The organism is Pseudarthrobacter sp. TAF60_1, assembly GCF_052113505.1.
GTDB lineage: Bacteria > Actinomycetota > Actinomycetes > Actinomycetales > Micrococcaceae > Arthrobacter.
This window is the reverse complement of sequence record NZ_JBFRDI010000019.1, coordinates 79,894-98,476: the sequence shown is the minus strand read 5'-3', so window position 1 is coordinate 98,476 and position 18,583 is coordinate 79,894. Positions and strand designations below refer to the sequence as shown.

The window sequence follows — 18,583 nt, the reverse complement described above, 5'->3', positions numbered from 1 at the left end:
CGGCTTCCAACGCACCGGAGACGCCTTCTGGGCCGCCGGGGACCAAATGGCCCGCGGCTTCGTCATCGGCGCCACCGCAGGCCGGACCACCCTGACCGGCGAAGGCCTCCAGCACGCCGACGGCCACTCCCCGCTCCTCGCCTCCACCAACCCCGCAGTAGTCACCTACGACCCCGCGTTCGGATACGAAATCGGCCACATCATGCGCGACGGCATCGAGCGCATGTACGGACCGGACTCCACCGACCGGAACCTCATGTACTACCTCACCGTGTACAACGAGCCGATCACCCAGCCCGCGGAACCCGAGGACCTCGACGTCGAAGGCGTCATCAAGGGCATCTACCTGCTCAACCCCGCGAAGATCGACGGTCCCCGGACCCAGATCCTGGCCTCCGGCGTCTCGGTCCCCTGGGCCATCGAAGCCCAACGGATCCTCGCCGAAGACTGGGGCGTCTCCGCCGACGTCTGGTCCGTCACGTCCTGGAACGAACTGCGCCGCGACGGCATGGCCGCCGAGGAAGAAGCCTTCCTCAACCCCGGCAAGCCCGCCCGCGTGCCGTTCGTGACCCAGCAACTCGCAGGCGCCACCGGCCCCGTGGTCGCCGTCTCGGACTACATGAAGGCCGTCCCGGACCAGATCCGCCAGTTCGTCCCGAACGAATTCGCCACACTCGGCGCGGACGGCTTCGGCTTCTCCGACACCCGCGCAGCAGCCCGCCGCTTCTTCAAAAACGACACCCACTCCATCGTGGTGAAGACGCTGCAGCTGCTTGCGGCGAGGGGTGACGTGGAGGAGGGCGCGCCGTCGTACGCCATGGACCGCTATAAGCTCCTGGACGTCAACGCGGGCACCACCGGCGGAGCTGGGGGCGACGCATAAGCGGCTCCGGCGCAATCACCGTCCCGGCGGGGACGGAACGGCACCGGTAACGAACAGCTCCTCCAGTCCCCGCTTGAAGCCGGACCGTCCGCCATGGGCGGGGTGCCTGACTTTCGGTGCGTCCAGGCCGTTTCGAAGCAGGCTGCGGTGCGCCACATTGCCAACGGCCACCACGGTCTCGATGGAAAACAGCTCCATCAGCGACACCCAGAATGGAGTTCCGAGGCGTGCTTCGGCTCCCGTCGGCGTACGGTTGGACAGCGGCTGGCCGGGGACGTGCGTGTGCCACGGGCAGGCGCTCCACAGCAGGGGAAGGAACTCCAGTTCCGCGAGGACCTCCCACATCACAGTTGCAGTCGGCTCGGCCGCGACCGCCCAAGCCTCTGCCGGCAGCGCATAGCCTTTTCCCGCTCCGAACAGGCCGAACCTGTTGGCAGCCCGCTCGAACATGGTGCGGTTGGTGAAGGGAACTCCGGTGATCCTCATCCCCCTGAACCCGGGAGCTTCACCGAGCAGCAGCACCTTCGGGGCGCGGTTCATCATGTCCTGGAGGTAGATTCCCAGGTTGCTTCGGCGCTGGGCATTTGCGGGGTCGTTGTTGTCGAAGAAGTTGTTGCATCCGGGCACCGATGACACAGCCGAGAGCTGCTGCACGAACGCGCTGACGGATGAAGTTGTCATTCACCCGCCTCTTTCCGAGTGCACGGCAGAACCCGTATCTACCAGCGCGGGTGGATGGCGTTCCGGAAGTAGTGATCGTAGATCCAGCGGACGCCGCCGTCGAACTCTTCGGTGATCTTCACGGCGGCCGCTGCCGCGTTCGCCCTCGCCTGATCGACGTTTCGGGCGCCGGGAATCACCGTTGTGACGCCGTCCTGGGCGGCTATCCAGGCGATGGCCGCCTGCGCGGAACTGGCGCCGGAGGGGACCAACTGTTCAAACTCGGCCACAGCCTTCAGGCCCACCTCGTAGTCGACTCCGGCGAACGTTTCCCCGACGTCGAAGGCCTCGCCGTTGCGGTTATAGTTCCGGTGGTCGTTCTCGGCGAAGGTGGTTTCCTTCGTGTACTTGCCGGAGAGCAGGCCGGAGGCCAGGGGCACGCGCGCGATGATGCCCACGTTTGCTGCCTTCGCGGCGGGGAGGACCTCATCCAGGGGCTTGAGCCGGAACGCGTTCAAAATGATCTGGACGGAGGCGGTTCCCTTGTGGCGGATCGCTTCCAGCGCCTCATCGGTGCGCTCCACGCTGACGCCGTAGTTGCGGATGGCACCCTCGGAAACCAGGGTGTCCAGGGCGTCATAAACTTCCGCGCTGCTGTACACCGGCGTGGGCGGGCAATGCAGCTGGACCAGGTCGAGGGTGTCGGTGCCCAGGTTCTTGCGGGACCGGTCCACCCATTGCCGGAAGTTGGCCAAGGTGTAGTTCTCCGGCTGCTGCTCCATGCGGCGGCCCATCTTCGTGGCCACGGTGATGTCCAGCCCGGGGTTGTCTGCGAGGAACTTCCCGATAGCCTGCTCGCTCTTGCCGTCCCCATAGACGTCAGCAGTGTCAAAGAAAGTGACCCCCGACTCTACGGAGGCGGCCAGAACGGCCTGGGCCTGGGCCGGGTCCACAGTGCCCCAATCCGCGCCGAGCTGCCAGGTGCCGAGTCCCACGATAGAGACGTTACGTCCGGTCTTGCCTAAAATCCGCTGTTCCATTCCTCGACTATAAGGGCGGAGACACGCGGGGCGGCGGAGCTCTGGCTTTCCGCGGTGCTCGCGGCAAGGATGGAGCATGGACGGAATTAAGGTAATCGTCAACGGGCGGCCCCGCGACTGCAGCGGCACCAGCCCGCACACCCGGCTCCTTGACTGGTTGCGCGCCGAAGGCCTGACCGGTGCCAAGGAAGGCTGCGCCGAGGGTGAATGCGGGGCCTGCGCCGTCCTGGTGGCCCGGCCGGACGGGCCCGGGCGCAGCCGCTGGACGTCGGTGAATGCGTGTCTGCCTCCCGCACTGGCCTTCGACGGCCAGGAAATCATCACCGCAGAAGGCCTGGGGACGGTGTCCGTGCCGGGCGCCGCGCGGGAAGACCTCCATCCCGTCCAGCAGGAAATGGCAGACCGGGGCGGGTCCCAATGCGGATACTGCACTCCGGGCTTCATCTGCTCGATGGCTGCTGAGTACTACCGCCCGGACCGGAGCCCGGCACAAGCCAGCGCGCAGCAGGAAACAGGAACCGGCGCCGTCGGGGAAGGGCACGCCACCGACCATGAACGCGGGCCCAACGGGTTCGACCTCCACGCCCTGAGCGGGAACCTCTGCCGGTGCACAGGCTACCGGCCCATCAGGGATGCCGCCTATGCACTCGGCACACCATCCGCGGCAGACCCACTGCTGGAGCGGCAAAGCCGTCCCGCCCCGGACGCCAAGCACACCCGCGCGGCGCACGCCCGAGCGGAGGGCGGCGCCCGGTTCCTTCGCCCCGGAACGCTGGCAGAAGTCCTCCAAATTCTGCAGGAGAACCCGGACGCAAAGCTGGTCGCAGGCGCAACTGACCTCGGCGTCGAAGTGAACCTGCGGCATTCCCGGCCGTCGCTGGTCCTCGCCATCGACCGCTTGGACGACATGCGGACCCTGGAGCTCGACGCCGGCCAGGTTGAGATCGGGGCGGCCCTCACCTTGTCAGAAGCCGAACGCGGTCTCGGCGGCCAAGTGCCTCTTCTCAGCCAACTGTTTCCGCAGTTCGCGTCCCGCCTGATCCGCAACGCGGCCACCTTCGGCGGGAACCTCTCCACTGGGTCCCCCATTGGCGACTCAGCGCCGGTGTTCCTGGCCCTGGATGCACGGGTTGTCCTGTCCTCCACCGCCGGCGAGCGCGAGGTTCCGCTCTCGGAGTACTACACCGGGTACCGGCAGAGCGTCCGGAAGCCTGGCGAAGTGCTGCGCGCAGTCCGGATTCCATTGCCGCTGGCCGACAATACCGCGTTCTACAAGATCGCCAAGCGGCGCTTCGACGACATCTCCAGCGTGTCGGTCGCCATCGCGCTGCAGACGACTGATGGCGTGGCTTCGGTTCGGATTGGGCTCGGCGGGGTAGCGGCCACGCCGATTCGCGCGTACGCAACCGAGGAGGCACTGGCGGGTCAACCGTGGACGGCTGAAACGGTGACCGCTGCGGCCGCCGTCATGGCCGGCGAGGGCACGCCCATCGACGACATGCGGGCGAGTGCCCTCTACCGCTCTGCCATGCTGCGGCAGGCCCTGCTGAGGTTCCATGCCGAGAACGCTCCTGCGGAGGTGGCGACGTGAAGTCCCTTGCAGACCGTCCCGTCAATCCCGTGGTGGGGGTCCCGGTTTCCCACGAGAGCGCCGCCGCGCATGTGACGGGGACGGCCCTCTACACCGACGACCTCGTGGTTCGTTCCCGGAATGTCCTGCACGCCTGGCCGGTCCAGGCACCGCACGCCCACGCGCGGATCCTGGAACTGCAGACTGAACCCGCACTGAAGGTTCCCGGCGTGGTGAGGGTGCTGACGGCGTCGGACGTTCCGGGTGTCAACGACTCCGGCACCAAACACGACGAACCGCTGTTCCCCAGCGAGGTCATGTTCCACGGCCAGGCCGTGTGCTGGGTCCTTGGCGAATCTCTGGAGGCCGCGCGGCTGGGCGCCGACGCGGTGACTGTGGAGTACGAGCCGCTGCCTTCCCTCCTGACGCTCACCGAAGCCATCGCCGCGGAAAGCTTTCAGGGCAACCAGCCCACCCTTGCGCGGGGTGAGCCGGACCAGGCCCTGGCGAGCGCGGCTCATCGTTTCAGCGGCGAGTTCGAGTTCGGCGGCCAGGAGCACTTCTACCTCGAGACCCACGCGTCCTTCGCCTATATCGACGAGGGCGGGCAGGTCTTTGTGCATTCCAGCACCCAGCACCCGTCCGAAACCCAGGAAATCGTGGCCCACGTGCTGGGGCTCCACAACCATGAGGTGACCGTGCAGTGCCTGCGGATGGGCGGCGGCTTCGGCGGCAAGGAGATGCAGCCGCACGGATTCGCGGCCGTCGCAGCCCTGGGCTCAAGCCTGACCGGGCGGCCGGTCAGGCTCCGCCTGAACCGGACCCAGGACATCACCCTGACCGGCAAGCGCCACCCGTTCCACGCCCGGTGGGAGGCAGGATTCGACGACGACGGCCGCATCCAGGCTCTCAAGGCCACCATCACCAGCGACGGCGGCTGGAGCCTGGACCTCTCCGAGCCGGTCCTGGCGAGGGCCATGTGCCACATCGACAACGCGTACTACATCCCCAACGTGGAGGTGCACGGCCGGGTTGCCAAGACCAACAAAACGTCGCAGACGGCGTTCCGGGGCTTCGGCGGCCCGCAGGGAATGCTCGTGATCGAGGACATCCTGGGCCGCTGCGCACCGTTGTTGGGCCTCGAACCGGGCGAGCTCCGCCGTCGAAATTTCTACGAGCCCGGACAGTGCACACCGTACGGCCAGCCCGTGCGACATGCCGAACGGCTCACCGCCATCTGGCAGTTGCTCTTGGACCGCGCGGAAGTGGCGCGGCGGCGCGGGGACATTGCGGACTTCAACGCAGCGCATCCGAACATCAAGCGGGCACTGGCGATCACCCCCGTGAAGTTTGGCATCTCGTTCAACCTCACCGCGTTCAACCAGGCCGGGGCGCTGGTCCACGTCTACAAGGACGGGTCCGTGCTGATCAATCACGGGGGCACGGAGATGGGCCAGGGCCTGCACACCAAGATGCGCCAGGTGGCGGCCACCGCGTTGGGCGTGCCACTCACGTTCATCCGGCTGGCCCCCACCCGCACCGACAAGGTGCCGAACACGTCGGCCACCGCGGCAAGCTCCGGCGCCGACCTGAACGGCGGGGCCGTCAAGAACGCCTGCGAGCAGATCAGTTCCCGGCTGGCCGAGGTGGCTGCCCGGAGGCTGAACATCCACCCGGACGATGTGCGGTTCGAGGACGGCAAGGTGACGGGGATCGGGTTCCACGACCGCGATCTCAGCTTCGCCGAGGTTGTCCACGACGCCTACTTCCAGCGGGTCCCCCTCTGGGCAGCCGGGTACTACCGGACCGAGGGACTGCACTGGGACAGTGCCCGGATGCAGGGCGAGCCCTTCAAGTACTTCAGCTACGGAGCGGCGGTCACCGAAGTGGAGGTGGACCGCTTCACCGGCGCGTACCGGCAGTTGCGTACAGACATAGTGCACGACGTCGGCGACAGCCTTTCGCCGTTGATCGACGTTGGGCAGATTGAAGGGGGCTTCGTGCAGGGCGCTGGGTGGCTGACCCTTGAGGACCTGCGGTGGGACGTGTCCGACGGCGACGGTCGGGGCCGGCTGACCACACAGTCGGCCAGTACCTACAAGCTGCCGAGCTTCTCGGAGATGCCGGAACAGTTCAACGTGCACCTGTTCGAACGGGCCACCGAAAGCGGCGTGGTGTACGGTTCCAAGGCCGTGGGCGAGCCCCCGCTGATGCTGGCCATCAGCGCCCGCGAGGCACTGCGGGAGGCTGTGGCGGCGTTCGGTCCGGCGGGCTGCTCGGTGGAACTGGCCAGCCCGGCCACTCCGGAAGCCGTGTTCTGGGCGCTGGAGCGGGTCATCGCATCCCAAACCCCCACGCCCTCATCAGACACCGCGTCCCCGGCAGTCCCGACGGCGGCGACCTGACATGGACTGGCTGGACGCCCTGCAGCACTTGAGGTCCGCGGGCTTGCCCGGGGTCCTGGCCACGGTGTCCGGGGTGCGCGGCCATGCCCCGCGGGAAGCAGGAGCCAAAATGGTGGTGGGCGCCGAAGCCATCTGGGGCAGCATCGGCGGCGGCAACCTCGAGGCCACCGTGGTGGACCAGGCCAGGGACATGATGGCCCAGGGCATCAGCGCGCCCCAAAACACCGAGTTCTCACTTAACGAGCACGCCGCCACAGACCACGGCCGGCAGTGCTGCGGAGGGAAGGTGCGGGTGCTGCTCGAACCCTTCCTGTCGCTTCCCACTGTGGCGATTTTCGGCGTCGGGCATGTTGGCTACGAGCTCGGCCGCATCCTCAGCAGGATGCCGATGACCCTCTATCTGGTGGATAGCCGCGAGGAACAGCTCGCCGCCGCCCGGCTGGCCGACGTGACGTCCGGTGTGGCGGACGTGCACGCGGTACACACACCGGTTCCGGACTCGTTTCTTGGCGACCTGCCCCCGGGCGCCCACGCGTTCATCATGACCCATGACCACGCAGAGGACTTCCTGCTCTGTCACGCGGCCCTGCGCCGCCCGGACCTGGGAAGGGTGGGACTGATCGGCTCCCGTGCCAAATGGATCCGGTTCCGGCAAAAGCTGGCAGCGGAAGGGTTCGGCGAGACGGACATGGACCGGATTCAGTGCCCGATCGGGCTGCCGGAGGTCAGCGGGAAAGCGCCGGCGGTCATCGCTGTGAGCGCCGCGGCTGACCTGCTCCGGGCCCTACCGGGCGGCCGAAAAAGCTAGTCGGCCTTGAACCGGCGGACTCATGCGGAGCGGCGGCGTCCAAAGACCGGGAGCGCACGCAGCCACCCCGGGAAACCCGGCCGATCGGAGTCGGCCGGAATGTTGAAGTCCGGATCCGTTCCGCCTCCAAGAGGGAAATAGAACTCCTGGACTATGGGCGCCGCTGCCTCTGCTGGCGCCACCAGCGACGGGTCCTGCTGGTTCATCTGATCCTCCTTCAACTCGGAAACTGATTTTCCGTAAAGCGGAAAATAACTTTTGCTATACGAAAAGAATAGATTGCAGTTCCGCTGTCCGTCAACGGTTCCGAACACCCGCGGTCACAAACCGAATTTTCGCTTTGTGATGTACAGCACCGCCACGCTGAGCTATCGTGGATGTCAATTCGTGGCGCAGGTCACGTAACCTGGGAGCAGCAGGCAGGGTCGTAATGAGCTGGCATCAATTGATGTCGGCTCATTTTTGTGGGCCGACGGTACTGGAAACGCGCGGGAAACGCGCGCTTAATTTCTATGTGGAACCTTGGTCCCACGTACCTGAAGTTGGGAATCTGACCATGAGCAGCAATATCATCCTCGGCCACAACCAGTTCGGAAAGGCCGAAGTCCGGGTCGTGAAGATCACCCGCGACACTGACCGCCATGAAATCGAAGACCTGAACGTCACCTCACAGCTCCGCGGTGACTTCGAAGCAGCGCACCTCAAGGGCGACAACGCCCACGTGGTGCCCACGGACACCCAGAAGAACACCATTTATGCCTTCGCCCGGGAAGGCATCGGCTCCCCCGAAGCCCTGCTCCTGCGCCTGGGCGGGCACTTCACCTCCAGCTTTGACTGGGTCACCGGCGGCCGGTGGGAAGCAGAGTCCTACAGCTGGGACCGGATCCAGGCCCACGGCGCAGGACACGACCACTCCTTCGTGCGAAACGGCCAGGAAATCCGCACGGCTGTCCTGGTCCGCGACGGCGCCGCCACTCACCTGATCTCCGGCCTGAAGGACCTGACCGTCCTCAAAACCACCCAGTCGGGCTTTGTCGGCTACCCCAAGGACAAATACACCACGCTCCAGGAAACCACCGACCGCATCCTGGCCACCGATGTTTCCGCGCGCTGGCGCTTCAAGACCGGCACAGACTTCAGCAGCCTGGACTTCAACAAGAGCTACGAGGACATCAAGGGACTTCTGCTCGAAGGCTTTACGGAGAAGTACTCCCACGCACTGCAGCAGACACTGTTCGACATGGGCACCAAGGTCCTTGAAGCCCACAACGAGATCGACGAGATCAAGTTCTCCATGCCCAACAAGCACCACTTCCTGGTGGATCTTTCGCCGTTTGGCCTCGATAACCCGAACGAGGTCTTCTTCGCCGCCGACCGGCCCTACGGCCTGATCGAGGCCACGGTCCAGCGTGAGGACGCTGCACCCGCAGACATCGCCTGGTCCGGCATCGCCGGATTCTGCTGATTCATTTCCCGGTTTTCGCTCCCCACCTCCACCGCCGCTCCGTCCGGGTGATCGAGGCGGGGAGCGAAATCAGCCTCCCAAAATCCCCTTAAAAGCCAGACCACGTTAGCCAGACAAAGTCGTCTGCCACAAACCAGAAAGTCTGCCGTGAACCTCAAGAAAAAGTCCCCTAGCCAGGCCACAAAAGCCGGCCGCCAACCCTCCGATCGTCCGGAAGACCAGCGCCTTTCCATCGGCAGCAGCTTCGCCTACGGTTTCCAGCACGTCCTCACCATGTACGGCGGGATCATCGCTGTCCCGCTGATCGTCGGCCAGGCCGCCGGCCTCTCACCCGCGGACATCGGCGTGCTCATCGCGGCCGCCCTGTTCATGGGCGGTTTGGCCACCCTGCTGCAGACCATCGGCGTCCCGTTCTTCGGATCACAACTGCCGCTGGTCCAAGGTGTTTCGTTCGCCAGCGTCGCCACCATGGTGGCCATTGTCAGCGGCGGCGGCGGGCTGCCTTCCGTTTTTGGAGCGGTGATGGTTTCGGCGGCAATTGGTTTGCTGATCGCCCCGGTCTTTTCCAAGATCGTCAGGTTCTTCCCGCCGGTAGTGACCGGCACCGTCATTACCACCATCGGGCTGACCCTGATGCCGGTGGCCGCCAACTGGGCCATGGGCGGCAACAAGAAAGCCGAAGACTACGGGAGCATGGCCAATGTCGGCCTGGCCGCCGTCACCCTGGCACTCGTCCTGCTGCTGAGCAAAGTGGGCAGCGCCACCATTTCCCGCCTGTCCATCCTGCTGGCCATGGTGGTGGGCACCATCATCGCCGTGATCACGGGCATGGCGGACTTCTCCAAGGTGGGCGACGGCCCCATCGTCGCTTTCCCCACTCCGTTCCACCTGGGCGCCCCGACCTTTGAAATCGCGGCCATCATCTCGATGGTGATCGTAGTGCTGGTGATCCTGACCGAAACCATGGCAGACATCCTGGCCGTCGGCGAGATCGTGGGAACCCGCACGGACTCCAAGCGGATCGCGGCAGGCCTGCGGGCCGACATGGGCTCCAGCCTGATTGCCCCGGTGTTCGGCTCATTCACGCAAAGCGCGTTCGCGCAGAACGTCGGCCTGGTGGCGGTCACCAAGATCAAGAGCCGCTACGTGGTGGCCGCCGGCGGCGTGATCCTGGTACTGCTGGGACTGTTGCCGGTCCTGGGCCGCGTTGTCGCAGCCGTCCCCACCGCCGTCCTGGGCGGCGCCGGAATCATCCTGTTCGGCACAGTGGCGGCAAGTGGCATCAGGACCCTGGCCAAAGTGGAGTACCGGAACAACATGAACCTGATCATCGTTGCCGCTTCGATCGGCTTCGGCATGATCCCGATCGCCGCTCCCACGTTCTACGACAAGTTCCCCGCCTGGTTCGGCACCATCTTCCACTCCGGGATCAGTTCAGCCGCGGTCATGGCCATCCTGCTCAACCTGCTGTTCAACCATCTCAAAGCCGGTAATTCAGAAAACCAGTCCGTGTTCGTTGCCGGCACCGGCCGCGTGGTCCGGGAGGAGGACCTCAAATGCCTGGCCGACGGCGACCGCTACGAAGGCGGGAAACTGATCGACTGCGACGGCAAGGAGGTCCCCGTCCAATCTGGCGAGAAGGCGTCCGAACACTAGCACGACGTCCGTTAACGCCGGCGGCGGCCCACTCCCGGAAGGAGGAGCCGCCGTCGTCAGCGGGTTGGTAAAGCCGGTTTCTGCCGGCAGGAGTCAGTGGCGGTTGAGCTCGTCCGATATAGCCTGGGCCGCCTTGCGCAGGATCGGGACGGCGCGGTCGCCGAACGATTGGTCCACGCGGGACACCGGGCCCGAAACTGAAATAGCGGCGGGGGTAGGAGCGTTGGGCACGGCCATCGCAAAGCAACGGACACCGATCTCCTGTTCCTCCTCGTCGATGGAATAGCCCCGTTCCCGGATGAGCTTGAGGTCAGCCAGGAGCTCATCCACGTCACCGATGCTCTTGGCGGTAGGTGTCGGCATCCCGGCGCGGGCCACGATGCCGCGGACCACGTCGTCATCAAGCTGGGCCAAGATGGCTTTTCCGACGCCGGTCGCATGGGTATGGGCGCGGCGTCCCACCTCGGTGAACATCCGCATGGAATGCAGCGAGGGCACCTGGGCGACATAGATAACCATGTCCGAGTCCAGAACTGCCATGTTGGAGGTCTCCCCCAGCTGATCCACGAGGGACTTGAGCTCCGGCCGGGCCACTGCGCCCAACTGCTTGTTCGCTCCTTCGCCGAGCCGGATCAGCCGGGGACCGAGGGCGTAGCGACGGTTGGGCAGTTGGCGGATATAGCCCAGGGTGACCAGGGTGCGCAGGAGCCGGTGGATGGTGGGCAGCGGAAGATCAGTGGACGAGGAGAGTTCGCTGAGCGTCACGTCTCCACCTGCATCGGTAATCAGTTCCAACAGTTCAAAGACGCGCTCAACAGACTGCACGCCTCCGGTGGATTTTTCAGCCATGTGACTGTCTCCTGCGGCTCGGCTTCTGACAAATCTTATCCGCATCGTGAAAAGAATTGCCCTAGATCTCCCAAGATACCTCACCGGCAGATCCCAATGCGGCTAGGATCGACACCCTGCGGGCGCTTGTATTTCCACAAAGTAGATAATAATATCCATAATACGAAAACATTAGTCAGCAATACCGCCCATTCATGGGCCAGATCAGGAGGACTTCAATGGCGAATCCGAGCCCCGGAAATTCGATCACCCTGCGCGTTGAGGCGCCGTCCAGCTTCTCAGCCACCAGCGAGCTTGCGGCCGCGGTGGGAGCAGCAGGTGCAGCCATCACGGCACTGGACGTTACCGAGTCACACCACGAGACTCTGGTTGTGGACGTCACCTGCAACACCACGGACGACGACCACGCTGCCCGCGTTAAGGACGCCCTCAACGCGCTCGACGGCGTCACCGTTCGGAACGTCTCGGACCGCACCTTCCTCATGCACCTCGGCGGCAAGTTGGAAGTGGTGCCCAAGGTAGCCCTGCGGAACCGTGACGATCTTTCCCGCGCCTATACGCCCGGCGTCGCCCGCGTCTGCATGGCGATCGCGGAGGATCCGGCGATGGCCCGCAACCTGACCGTCAAGCGCAACACCATCGCGGTGGTAACTGACGGTTCGGCCGTCCTGGGCCTGGGCAACATCGGCCCCGCCGCCGCCCTGCCGGTGATGGAAGGCAAGGCTGCGCTGTTCAAGCAGTTCGCCAATGTGGACGCCTGGCCGGTGTGTTTGGACACCCAGGACACCGAAGAGATCATCAAGATCGTCAAAGCCCTCGCTCCCGTTTACGGCGGCGTGAACCTTGAGGACATCGCAGCCCCGCGCTGCTTCGAGATCGAGAACCGGCTGCGCGAGGAACTGGATATCCCGGTATTCCACGACGACCAGCACGGCACCGCGATCGTCACCCTGGCCGCGCTGGTCAATGCGCTGCGCGTGGTGGACAAGAAGCTCGGGGACGTGAAGATCGTGGTCTCGGGCGTGGGCGCCGCAGGCTCGGCCATCATCCAGCTCCTCAAGGCACAGGGCGCGCGGCACATCGTTGCCGCAGGCCGTTCCGGGGCCATCCATTCGGGCGAGACGTACGGCGATGAGCACCGCAGGTGGATCGCCGCCAACACCAACGAGGAGGGCTTCGCCGGCAGCCTGCACGAGGCCCTCAAGGGCGCTGACGTATTCATCGGCGTGAGCGCACCGCACGTGATCGGCGAGGAGCAGGTTGCCTCCATGGCCAAAGATTCCATTGTGTTCGCGATGGCCAACCCGACGCCGGAGATCGACCCCGTAGTTGCCGCCCGCCACGCTGCCGTGGTGGCCACCGGCCGGAGCGACTTCCCCAACCAGATCAACAACGTGCTGGCCTTCCCGGGATTCTTCCGCGGACTCCTGGACGCCGGCGCCGCCGACATCACGCCCCGGATGCTGGTGGCCGCTGCCGAGGCAATCGCCAACCGGGTGGCTGACGATGAGCTGAATGCGAGCTACATTATCCCCAGCGTCTTCGATCCCCATGTTGCCGCCGACGTCGCCAGTGCGGTGGCCGAGGCAGCCGGAAACGCAGCAGCTGGCCAGGATACAGCTCCGGCTTCCGACGCCGCCTTCGCCACCGCCTGATTTCACCGCCCGACTCGCAGCCAAGGAAAGGACCAGAAATGGCCATCACCGTCACAGACCCCCGGCCGATCGACCGTGCGGAGGAGATCCTCACCCCCCAGGCACTGGAGTTCGTCGAAGAGCTCCACCAGCGCTTCGCCGGCACCCGCAAAGAGCTGCTTGATGCCCGCCAGGTGAAGCGGCAGCAGGTGGCGGACACCGGCAAGCTCGACTTCCTGCCGGAGACAAAGGACGTGCGCGACGGCGACTGGCGGGTTGCACCCGCGCCCGCACCGTTGCAGGACCGCCGGGTCGAAATGACAGGCCCGGCCTCGCCCGCCAAAATGGCCATCAACGCCCTGAACTCCGGCGCCAAGGTGTGGCTGGCCGACCTGGAGGACGCCAGCACCCCCACCTGGGGCAACGTCGTCGACGCCATCCTGAACCTCCGCGATGCCGCACGGGGCACCCTCAGCTACACCTCGCCCGAAGGCAAGGAGTACACCCTGCGCACGGACGCCCCGCTGGCCGTGGTGGTGATGCGCCCTCGCGGCTGGCATCTGCCGGAGAAGCACGTGCTGATCGACGGCGAGCCCGCCGTGGGTGCGCTCGTGGACTTCGGCCTGCACTTCTTCCACGTGGCCAAGCAACTGATCCTCAACGGGCAGGGCCCGTACTACTACCTGCCCAAGATGGAGAGCCACCTCGAAGCCCGCCTCTGGAACGAGGTCTTCGTGTTTGCCCAGGACTTCCTTGGCATCCCGCAGGGCACCATCCGCGCCACCGTGCTGATCGAAACCATCCCGGCCGCGTTCGAAATGGACGAGATCCTCTACGAACTCCGGGACCATGCCTCAGGCCTGAACGCCGGCCGCTGGGACTACCTGTTCAGCATCATCAAGTACTTCCGCGATGCCGGCGAGGAGTTTGTACTCCCGGACCGTGCTTCGGTGGCCATGACCGCACCGTTCATGCGCGCCTACACGGAACTGCTGGTCAAGACGTGCCACAAGCGCGGCGCCTTTGCCATGGGCGGCATGGCCGCGGTGATCCCCAACCGCCGGCACCCCGAGGTTACCGAGGCGGCCTTCGCCAAGGTCCGCGCTGACAAGACCCGCGAGGCCAACGACGGGTTCGACGGTTCCTGGGTGGCGCACCCGGACCTCGTCCCCACATGCCAGGAAGTGTTCGACGCCGTGCTCGGCGAGCGCCCCAACCAGCTGGACAAACAGCGCCCCGAAGTTTCCGTCACAGCCGATCAACTCTTGGACATCGCCTCGGCGGACGGCCAGATCACCGAAGGCGGGCTGCGCCTGAACCTGTACGTTGCTGTCGCCTACACCGCCGTCTGGCTATCCGGAAACGGCGCTGTGGCCATCCACAACCTCATGGAGGACGCCGCCACCGCGGAAATCTCGCGTTCCCAGGTGTGGCAGCAGATCCGGAACAAGTCCGTCCTGGCCGATACCGGAAACACCGTCACCCGCGAGCTGGTGGAACGGATCCTGGGCGAGGAAACGGACCGCCTGCGCGTCGAATTCGGCGACGAAGCGTTCCGGCGCTACTACGGGCCTGCCAGCCAGTTGATCGCCGGGATCTGCCTGTCCGAGGACTACACGGACTTCCTCACCACCCCCGCCTACGAACTGGTGGGCTGAGGCGTGGCGGTACCCCCCACCCCTGCGCTGTCCGCAGCGGACACCGCGCACATTGATTCGCAGCTGGCCGCCACCGACCGGCTTCTGGAGCGGAACTACCCGGGCGATGACGGCTCCCGCCAGCCAGTCCACACCGTCTACGTCCCCGCTGACCGGTTTACGCCGTCGTTCGCCGCCGATTGGGGAGCCGAGGCACTGGCGACGGCGGCAGCCCACGGCGGTTTCGAACGCCTGGGTAGCCTGCTGGGCCAAGATGCCGATCTCTCCGCGGCAGTAGCCCCGCGAGTGGAAGCCAAGCTCGCCAGCGAGCCCATCGAGGACCTGCGCCTGGACTTCGAGGACGGCTTCGGGGACAGGGGCGACGACGCCGAGGACGCCGCCGCGGTTGCTGCAGCTTCCGCGGTGGCCAAGGCTGCCGCGGCCGGATCCGCTCCCCCGTTCATCGGGATCCGCTTCAAGTGCTTTGAGGCGGCCACCCGGGCCCGCGGCCTGCGGACCCTGGACCTGTTCGTTTCGGGCCTGGCCGCTGCCGGTGAGCTGCCGGAGGGGCTGGTCCTGACCCTTCCCAAGGTCACGACGGTGGCCCAGGTGCAGGCCATGGATTACGCGGTGTCCCGGCTGGAGGAAGTGCACTCGCTCCCGGCAGGGCGGCTCCGGTTCGAGGTACAGGTGGAAACCCCGCAGCTCATCTTGGGGGCGGAAGGAACGTCGCCGGTGGCTCAGCTGCCGCATGCTGTTCCAGGCCGGATCAGCGGACTGCACTACGGGACCTACGACTACTCGGCGTCACTGCAGATTTCCGCGGAATACCAGTCCATGGAACACCCAGTAGCGGACTTCGCCAAGGAAGTCATGCAACTGGCCGTCGCCGGCACAGGTATCCGGCTCTCCGACGGTTCCACGAACATCATCCCGGTGGGCGACGCCGTCGAGGATGCCTGGAGGCTGCACGGCCGGCTGGTGCGCCGTTCCCTGGAGCGTGGCTACTACCAGGGCTGGGACCTGCACCCGACCCAGCTGCCCAGCCGGTTCGCGGCGACGTACGCGTTCTACCGGCAGGGCCTCCCGGCGGCCGCCGCACGCCTGCGCAACTACGTGGAACGGACCGAAGGAGGCGTGATGGACGAGCCAGCCACCGCCCGTGCCTTGGCGGCGTTTGTGCTGCGCGGCGTTCAGTGCGGCGCCGTCGGCGCTGATGAAGTCCAGGCGTTGGCCACCCTTGGCATTCCGCAACTGACAGCCCTGGCGCATCCCCGCCTGGCACAGTCCACCTCGAAGTAAGGATCCACTGATGGGCAAGTACTACTACCCCCAGGGCGGCCTGCCGCCGCAGACCCACCTCACCACGGAACGGGCCATCGTCACGGAGGCCTACACGGTCATCCCCAAGGGCGTTATGACGGACATTGTGACCAGCAACCTGCCGGGTTTCGCCAAGACCCGGTCCTGGATCATTGCCCGCCCGATCTCCGGCTTTGCCACTACCTTCTCGCAGCTGATCGTGGAGATCGGCCCGGGCGGCGGCGCCCCCAAGGCAGAGTTCGAAGCGGGTGTTGAAGGCGTCATCTTTGTCACCAAGGGCAAGGTCAACCTGACCGTCGACGGCGAACTGCACCAGCTGGATGAGGGTGGCTACGCCTACCTGGCCGCCGGTGCCATGTGGGGGCTGGAGAACGTCTCTGACGACATCGTGTCCTTCCACTGGATCCGCAAGGCCTACGAGCGGCTTGAGGGGTACGAAGCCAAATCCTTTGTGACCAGCGACGCCGAGGTTGAAGCCGGCGCGATGCCGGACACCGACGGCGTCTGGAAGACCACGCGCTTCGCGGACCCCAACGATCTGGCCCACGACATGCATGTGAATATCGTGACCTTCCAGCCGGGCGGCGTGATCCCGTTCCCGGAGACGCACGTGATGGAGCACGGCCTGTACGTCCTGGAGGGCAAGGCCATGTACCTGCTCAACAACGACTGGGTGGAGGTTGAGGCCGGCGACTTCATGTGGCTGCGCGCCTTCTGCCCGCAGGCCTGCTACGCCGGCGGCCCGAACCCGGGTTCCGCCGTCGACCCCCTTTATTGCGCTTGCGTGCCCTTGACTCCCGCGCCCACCTTCTCTAGACTTTTCATAAAGCAGAATCTAATTTCCACAAAGCGGAAAATACAAAACGACGCAAACGGGAATTTGGATCAAGCCCCTCCTCGGAAGGACCTACGATGACGTACACAGTGAACTGCTCCATCCTCCTCACGGAGCTTCCCCTGCTCGAGCGCCCCGCAGCCGCGAAAGCAGCCGGTTTTGACGCCGTCGAGTTCTGGTGGCCCTTCGAGACATCCGTCCCCGCAGACGCCGAGGTCACCGCATTTGAGAACGCCATCAGGGACGCGGGGGTGCAGCTCACAGGCTTGAACTTCAACGCCGGCAACATGCCCGGCGGCGACCGTGGCCTGGTTTCCTGGAAGGGCCGCTGCGCCGAGTTCAAGGACAATATCGACGTCGTCGCCGGCATCGGCGAGCGCCTGGGCTGCAAGGCCTTCAACGCCCTCTACGGCAACCGGCAGGACGAGTTCACCCCCGAGGAGCAGGACGAGCTCGCCGTCAACAACCTGGCGGCAGCAGCCGAAGGCGTCGCCCGGATCGGCGGCACCGTCCTCCTGGAACCGGTCAGCGGCGCACCCAAGTATCCGCTCCTCACGGCTGACGACGCACTCAAGGTCATCGCCCGCGTCAAGGAAGAGGCCGGCGTCGGCAACATCAAGCTCCTCGCCGACTTCTACCACTTGTCCGTCAACAGTGATGACGTCGAATCCGTCATCGAAAACCACACCAAGGACTTCGGCCACATCCAGATCGCGGACAACCCCGGCCGCGGCGCTCCCGGCACGGGCACCCTCCCGCTCGGCGAATGGATCGCCCGCAGCCGCGAACTGGGCTACGACGGCTACATCGGCCTCGAGTACAAGGAACCGCAGGAAACGGCCTTCAGCTGGGCCATCCGCCAGCGCGCCTCCAAGTAAACGCACCACCACAGACTTCAGAAAGAGAACCATCATGAGCAACGTTGCAGTCATCGGACTCGGAATCATGGGCCTGCCCATGGCCATCAACCTGGTCAAGGCCGGCCACACCGTCACCGGCTTTAACCGCAGCCAGGACAAGATCGACAAGCTGGTCTCCGAAGGCGGCAAGGGTGCCACGAGCATCGCGGACGCCGTCAAGGATGCCGACGTCGTCATCACCATGGTGCCGGACTCCCCCGACGTTGAGGGCGTCGTCAGCGGCAAGGACGGGGTCTTCGCCAACGCCAAGCAGGGCACCTTGTGGATCGACGCGTCCAGCATCCGCCCGGACGTCGCCAAGCGCCTCGCCGAGGACGCCGTCGCAGCCGGCATCCGCCCCCTTGACGCCCCTGTCTCCGGCGGCGAACAGGGCGCCCTCGACGCCGCCCTCTCCATCATGGTCGGCGGCGACAAGAACGACTTCGAGGCAGCACAGGACGTCCTCAACGCCGTGGGCAAGACCATCGTCCACGTCGGTCCCTCCGGTTCCGGCCAGACCGTCAAGGCTGCCAACCAGCTGATCGTCGCGGTCAACATCGAGGTCCTCGGCGAGGCCATCGCCTTCCTCGAGGCCTACGGCGTGGACACCGACGCCGCGCTCAAGGTCCTGGGCGGCGGCCTCGCGGGATCCAAGGTCCTCGACCAGAAGGGCCAGAAGATGCTCGACCGCAACTTCGACCCCGGCTTCCGGCTGGCGCTGCACCACAAGGACCTCGGCATTGTCACCTCCGCCGCCCGCGAAGCCAACGTCGCCGTCCCCCTCGGCGCCGTCGTCGCACAGCTCGTCGCCGCCACCGTCAACCAGGGCGACGGCGGGTTGGACCACTCGGGCCTCTTCAAGCAGGTCCTCCAGCTCAGCGGCCGGAAGTAACCCCGGCTCTTAGGCACACCCTTTTTA

The 18,583-nt window shown here is 65.6% G+C and carries 15 protein-coding genes and 1 pseudogene; 12 read left to right on the top strand and 4 right to left on the bottom strand.

Annotated features, from left to right (window positions below; translation table 11 throughout):
- Positions 1-883: transketolase-like TK C-terminal-containing protein (locus tag AB4Y73_RS18820; protein WP_441873904.1), on the top strand; the 883-nt coding region annotated here is incomplete at its 5' end.
- Between the two features lie 15 nt (positions 884-898).
- Here AB4Y73_RS18820 and AB4Y73_RS18815 read toward each other — a convergent pair.
- Positions 899-1,564 carry a uracil-DNA glycosylase gene (locus AB4Y73_RS18815; RefSeq protein ID WP_441873902.1) on the bottom strand — a complete coding sequence of 222 codons (666 nt, stop codon included), beginning with the start codon at positions 1,562-1,564 and terminating at the stop codon, positions 899-901.
- A 38-nt stretch (positions 1,565-1,602) separates the two neighbouring features.
- The gene (locus AB4Y73_RS18810; RefSeq protein WP_441873900.1) at positions 1,603-2,583 is read right to left on the bottom strand and encodes an aldo/keto reductase; all 981 of its coding nucleotides are present in this window, start codon (positions 2,581-2,583) and stop codon (positions 1,603-1,605) included.
- Between the two features lie 76 nt (positions 2,584-2,659).
- Here AB4Y73_RS18810 and AB4Y73_RS18805 point away from each other — a divergent pair, with 76 nt between their 5' ends.
- Genes AB4Y73_RS18805 through xdhC form a run of 3 tightly spaced genes read left to right on the top strand, consistent with a single transcriptional unit; the run spans position 2,660 to position 7,366 of the window.
- Complete coding sequence (locus tag AB4Y73_RS18805) at positions 2,660-4,174, top strand: xanthine dehydrogenase small subunit (protein ID WP_441873898.1); 1,515 nt, start codon at positions 2,660-2,662, stop codon at positions 4,172-4,174.
- Positions 4,171-6,558, top strand: coding sequence for a xanthine dehydrogenase molybdopterin binding subunit (xdhB, locus tag AB4Y73_RS18800; RefSeq protein WP_441873895.1), 2,388 nt, complete (start codon positions 4,171-4,173; stop codon positions 6,556-6,558). Before AB4Y73_RS18805 ends, xdhB begins: the two co-directional genes overlap by 4 nt.
- 1 nt (position 6,559) lies before the next feature.
- A complete protein-coding gene (gene xdhC / locus AB4Y73_RS18795; protein ID WP_441873893.1) occupies positions 6,560-7,366 on the top strand; it encodes a xanthine dehydrogenase accessory protein XdhC in 807 nt (268 codons plus the stop codon).
- Positions 7,367-7,386: 20 nt separating this feature from the next.
- Here the strand turns inward: xdhC and AB4Y73_RS18790 are convergent, their stop codons facing one another.
- Positions 7,387-7,572, bottom strand: coding sequence for a hypothetical protein (locus AB4Y73_RS18790; RefSeq protein WP_441873891.1), 186 nt, complete (start codon positions 7,570-7,572; stop codon positions 7,387-7,389).
- Positions 7,573-7,922: 350 nt separating this feature from the next.
- Between AB4Y73_RS18790 and pucL the strand changes: the two genes are divergently transcribed.
- Together pucL and AB4Y73_RS18780 are read left to right on the top strand one after the other, a co-directional pair.
- The gene (gene pucL / locus AB4Y73_RS18785; protein ID WP_441873889.1) at positions 7,923-8,831 is read left to right on the top strand and encodes a factor-independent urate hydroxylase; all 909 of its coding nucleotides are present in this window, start codon (positions 7,923-7,925) and stop codon (positions 8,829-8,831) included.
- 147 nt (positions 8,832-8,978) lie between these two features.
- Positions 8,979-10,487 (top strand): nucleobase:cation symporter-2 family protein, encoded by a 1,509-nt coding sequence (locus AB4Y73_RS18780; RefSeq protein ID WP_441873887.1) that lies wholly within the window; start codon positions 8,979-8,981, stop codon positions 10,485-10,487.
- Positions 10,488-10,580: 93 nt separating this feature from the next.
- Here the strand turns inward: AB4Y73_RS18780 and AB4Y73_RS18775 are convergent, their stop codons facing one another.
- Positions 10,581-11,336: an IclR family transcriptional regulator gene (locus tag AB4Y73_RS18775; protein WP_441873885.1), complete on the bottom strand. Its 756-nt coding sequence runs from the start codon at positions 11,334-11,336 to the stop codon at positions 10,581-10,583.
- 218 nt (positions 11,337-11,554) lie between these two features.
- On the opposite strand from AB4Y73_RS18775, the gene AB4Y73_RS18770 reads away from it, so the two are divergent.
- The 6 genes and pseudogenes from AB4Y73_RS18770 to AB4Y73_RS18745 all read left to right on the top strand — a co-directional run bounded on the left by AB4Y73_RS18770 (position 11,555) and on the right by AB4Y73_RS18745 (position 18,556).
- Positions 11,555-12,991, top strand: coding sequence for an NAD-dependent malic enzyme (locus tag AB4Y73_RS18770; protein WP_441873883.1), 1,437 nt, complete (start codon positions 11,555-11,557; stop codon positions 12,989-12,991).
- 38 nt (positions 12,992-13,029) lie between these two features.
- The gene (gene aceB / locus AB4Y73_RS18765) at positions 13,030-14,628 is read left to right on the top strand and encodes a malate synthase A (protein WP_441873881.1); all 1,599 of its coding nucleotides are present in this window, start codon (positions 13,030-13,032) and stop codon (positions 14,626-14,628) included.
- A gap of 3 nt (positions 14,629-14,631) precedes the next feature.
- Positions 14,632-15,909, top strand: a complete 1,278-nt coding sequence (locus AB4Y73_RS18760; protein ID WP_441873879.1) for a DUF6986 family protein — start codon at positions 14,632-14,634, stop codon at positions 15,907-15,909.
- A 10-nt stretch (positions 15,910-15,919) separates the two neighbouring features.
- Positions 15,920-16,675 (top strand): annotated as a pseudogene (locus AB4Y73_RS18755) (bifunctional allantoicase/(S)-ureidoglycine aminohydrolase); the annotation flags it as partial.
- Between the two features lie 167 nt (positions 16,676-16,842).
- The gene (locus AB4Y73_RS18750) at positions 16,843-17,643 is read left to right on the top strand and encodes a hydroxypyruvate isomerase family protein (RefSeq protein ID WP_441873877.1); all 801 of its coding nucleotides are present in this window, start codon (positions 16,843-16,845) and stop codon (positions 17,641-17,643) included.
- Positions 17,644-17,677: 34 nt separating this feature from the next.
- Positions 17,678-18,556 (top strand): 2-hydroxy-3-oxopropionate reductase, encoded by an 879-nt coding sequence (locus tag AB4Y73_RS18745; protein ID WP_441873875.1) that lies wholly within the window; start codon positions 17,678-17,680, stop codon positions 18,554-18,556.
- The last annotated feature ends 27 nt before the right edge of the window (positions 18,557-18,583 follow it).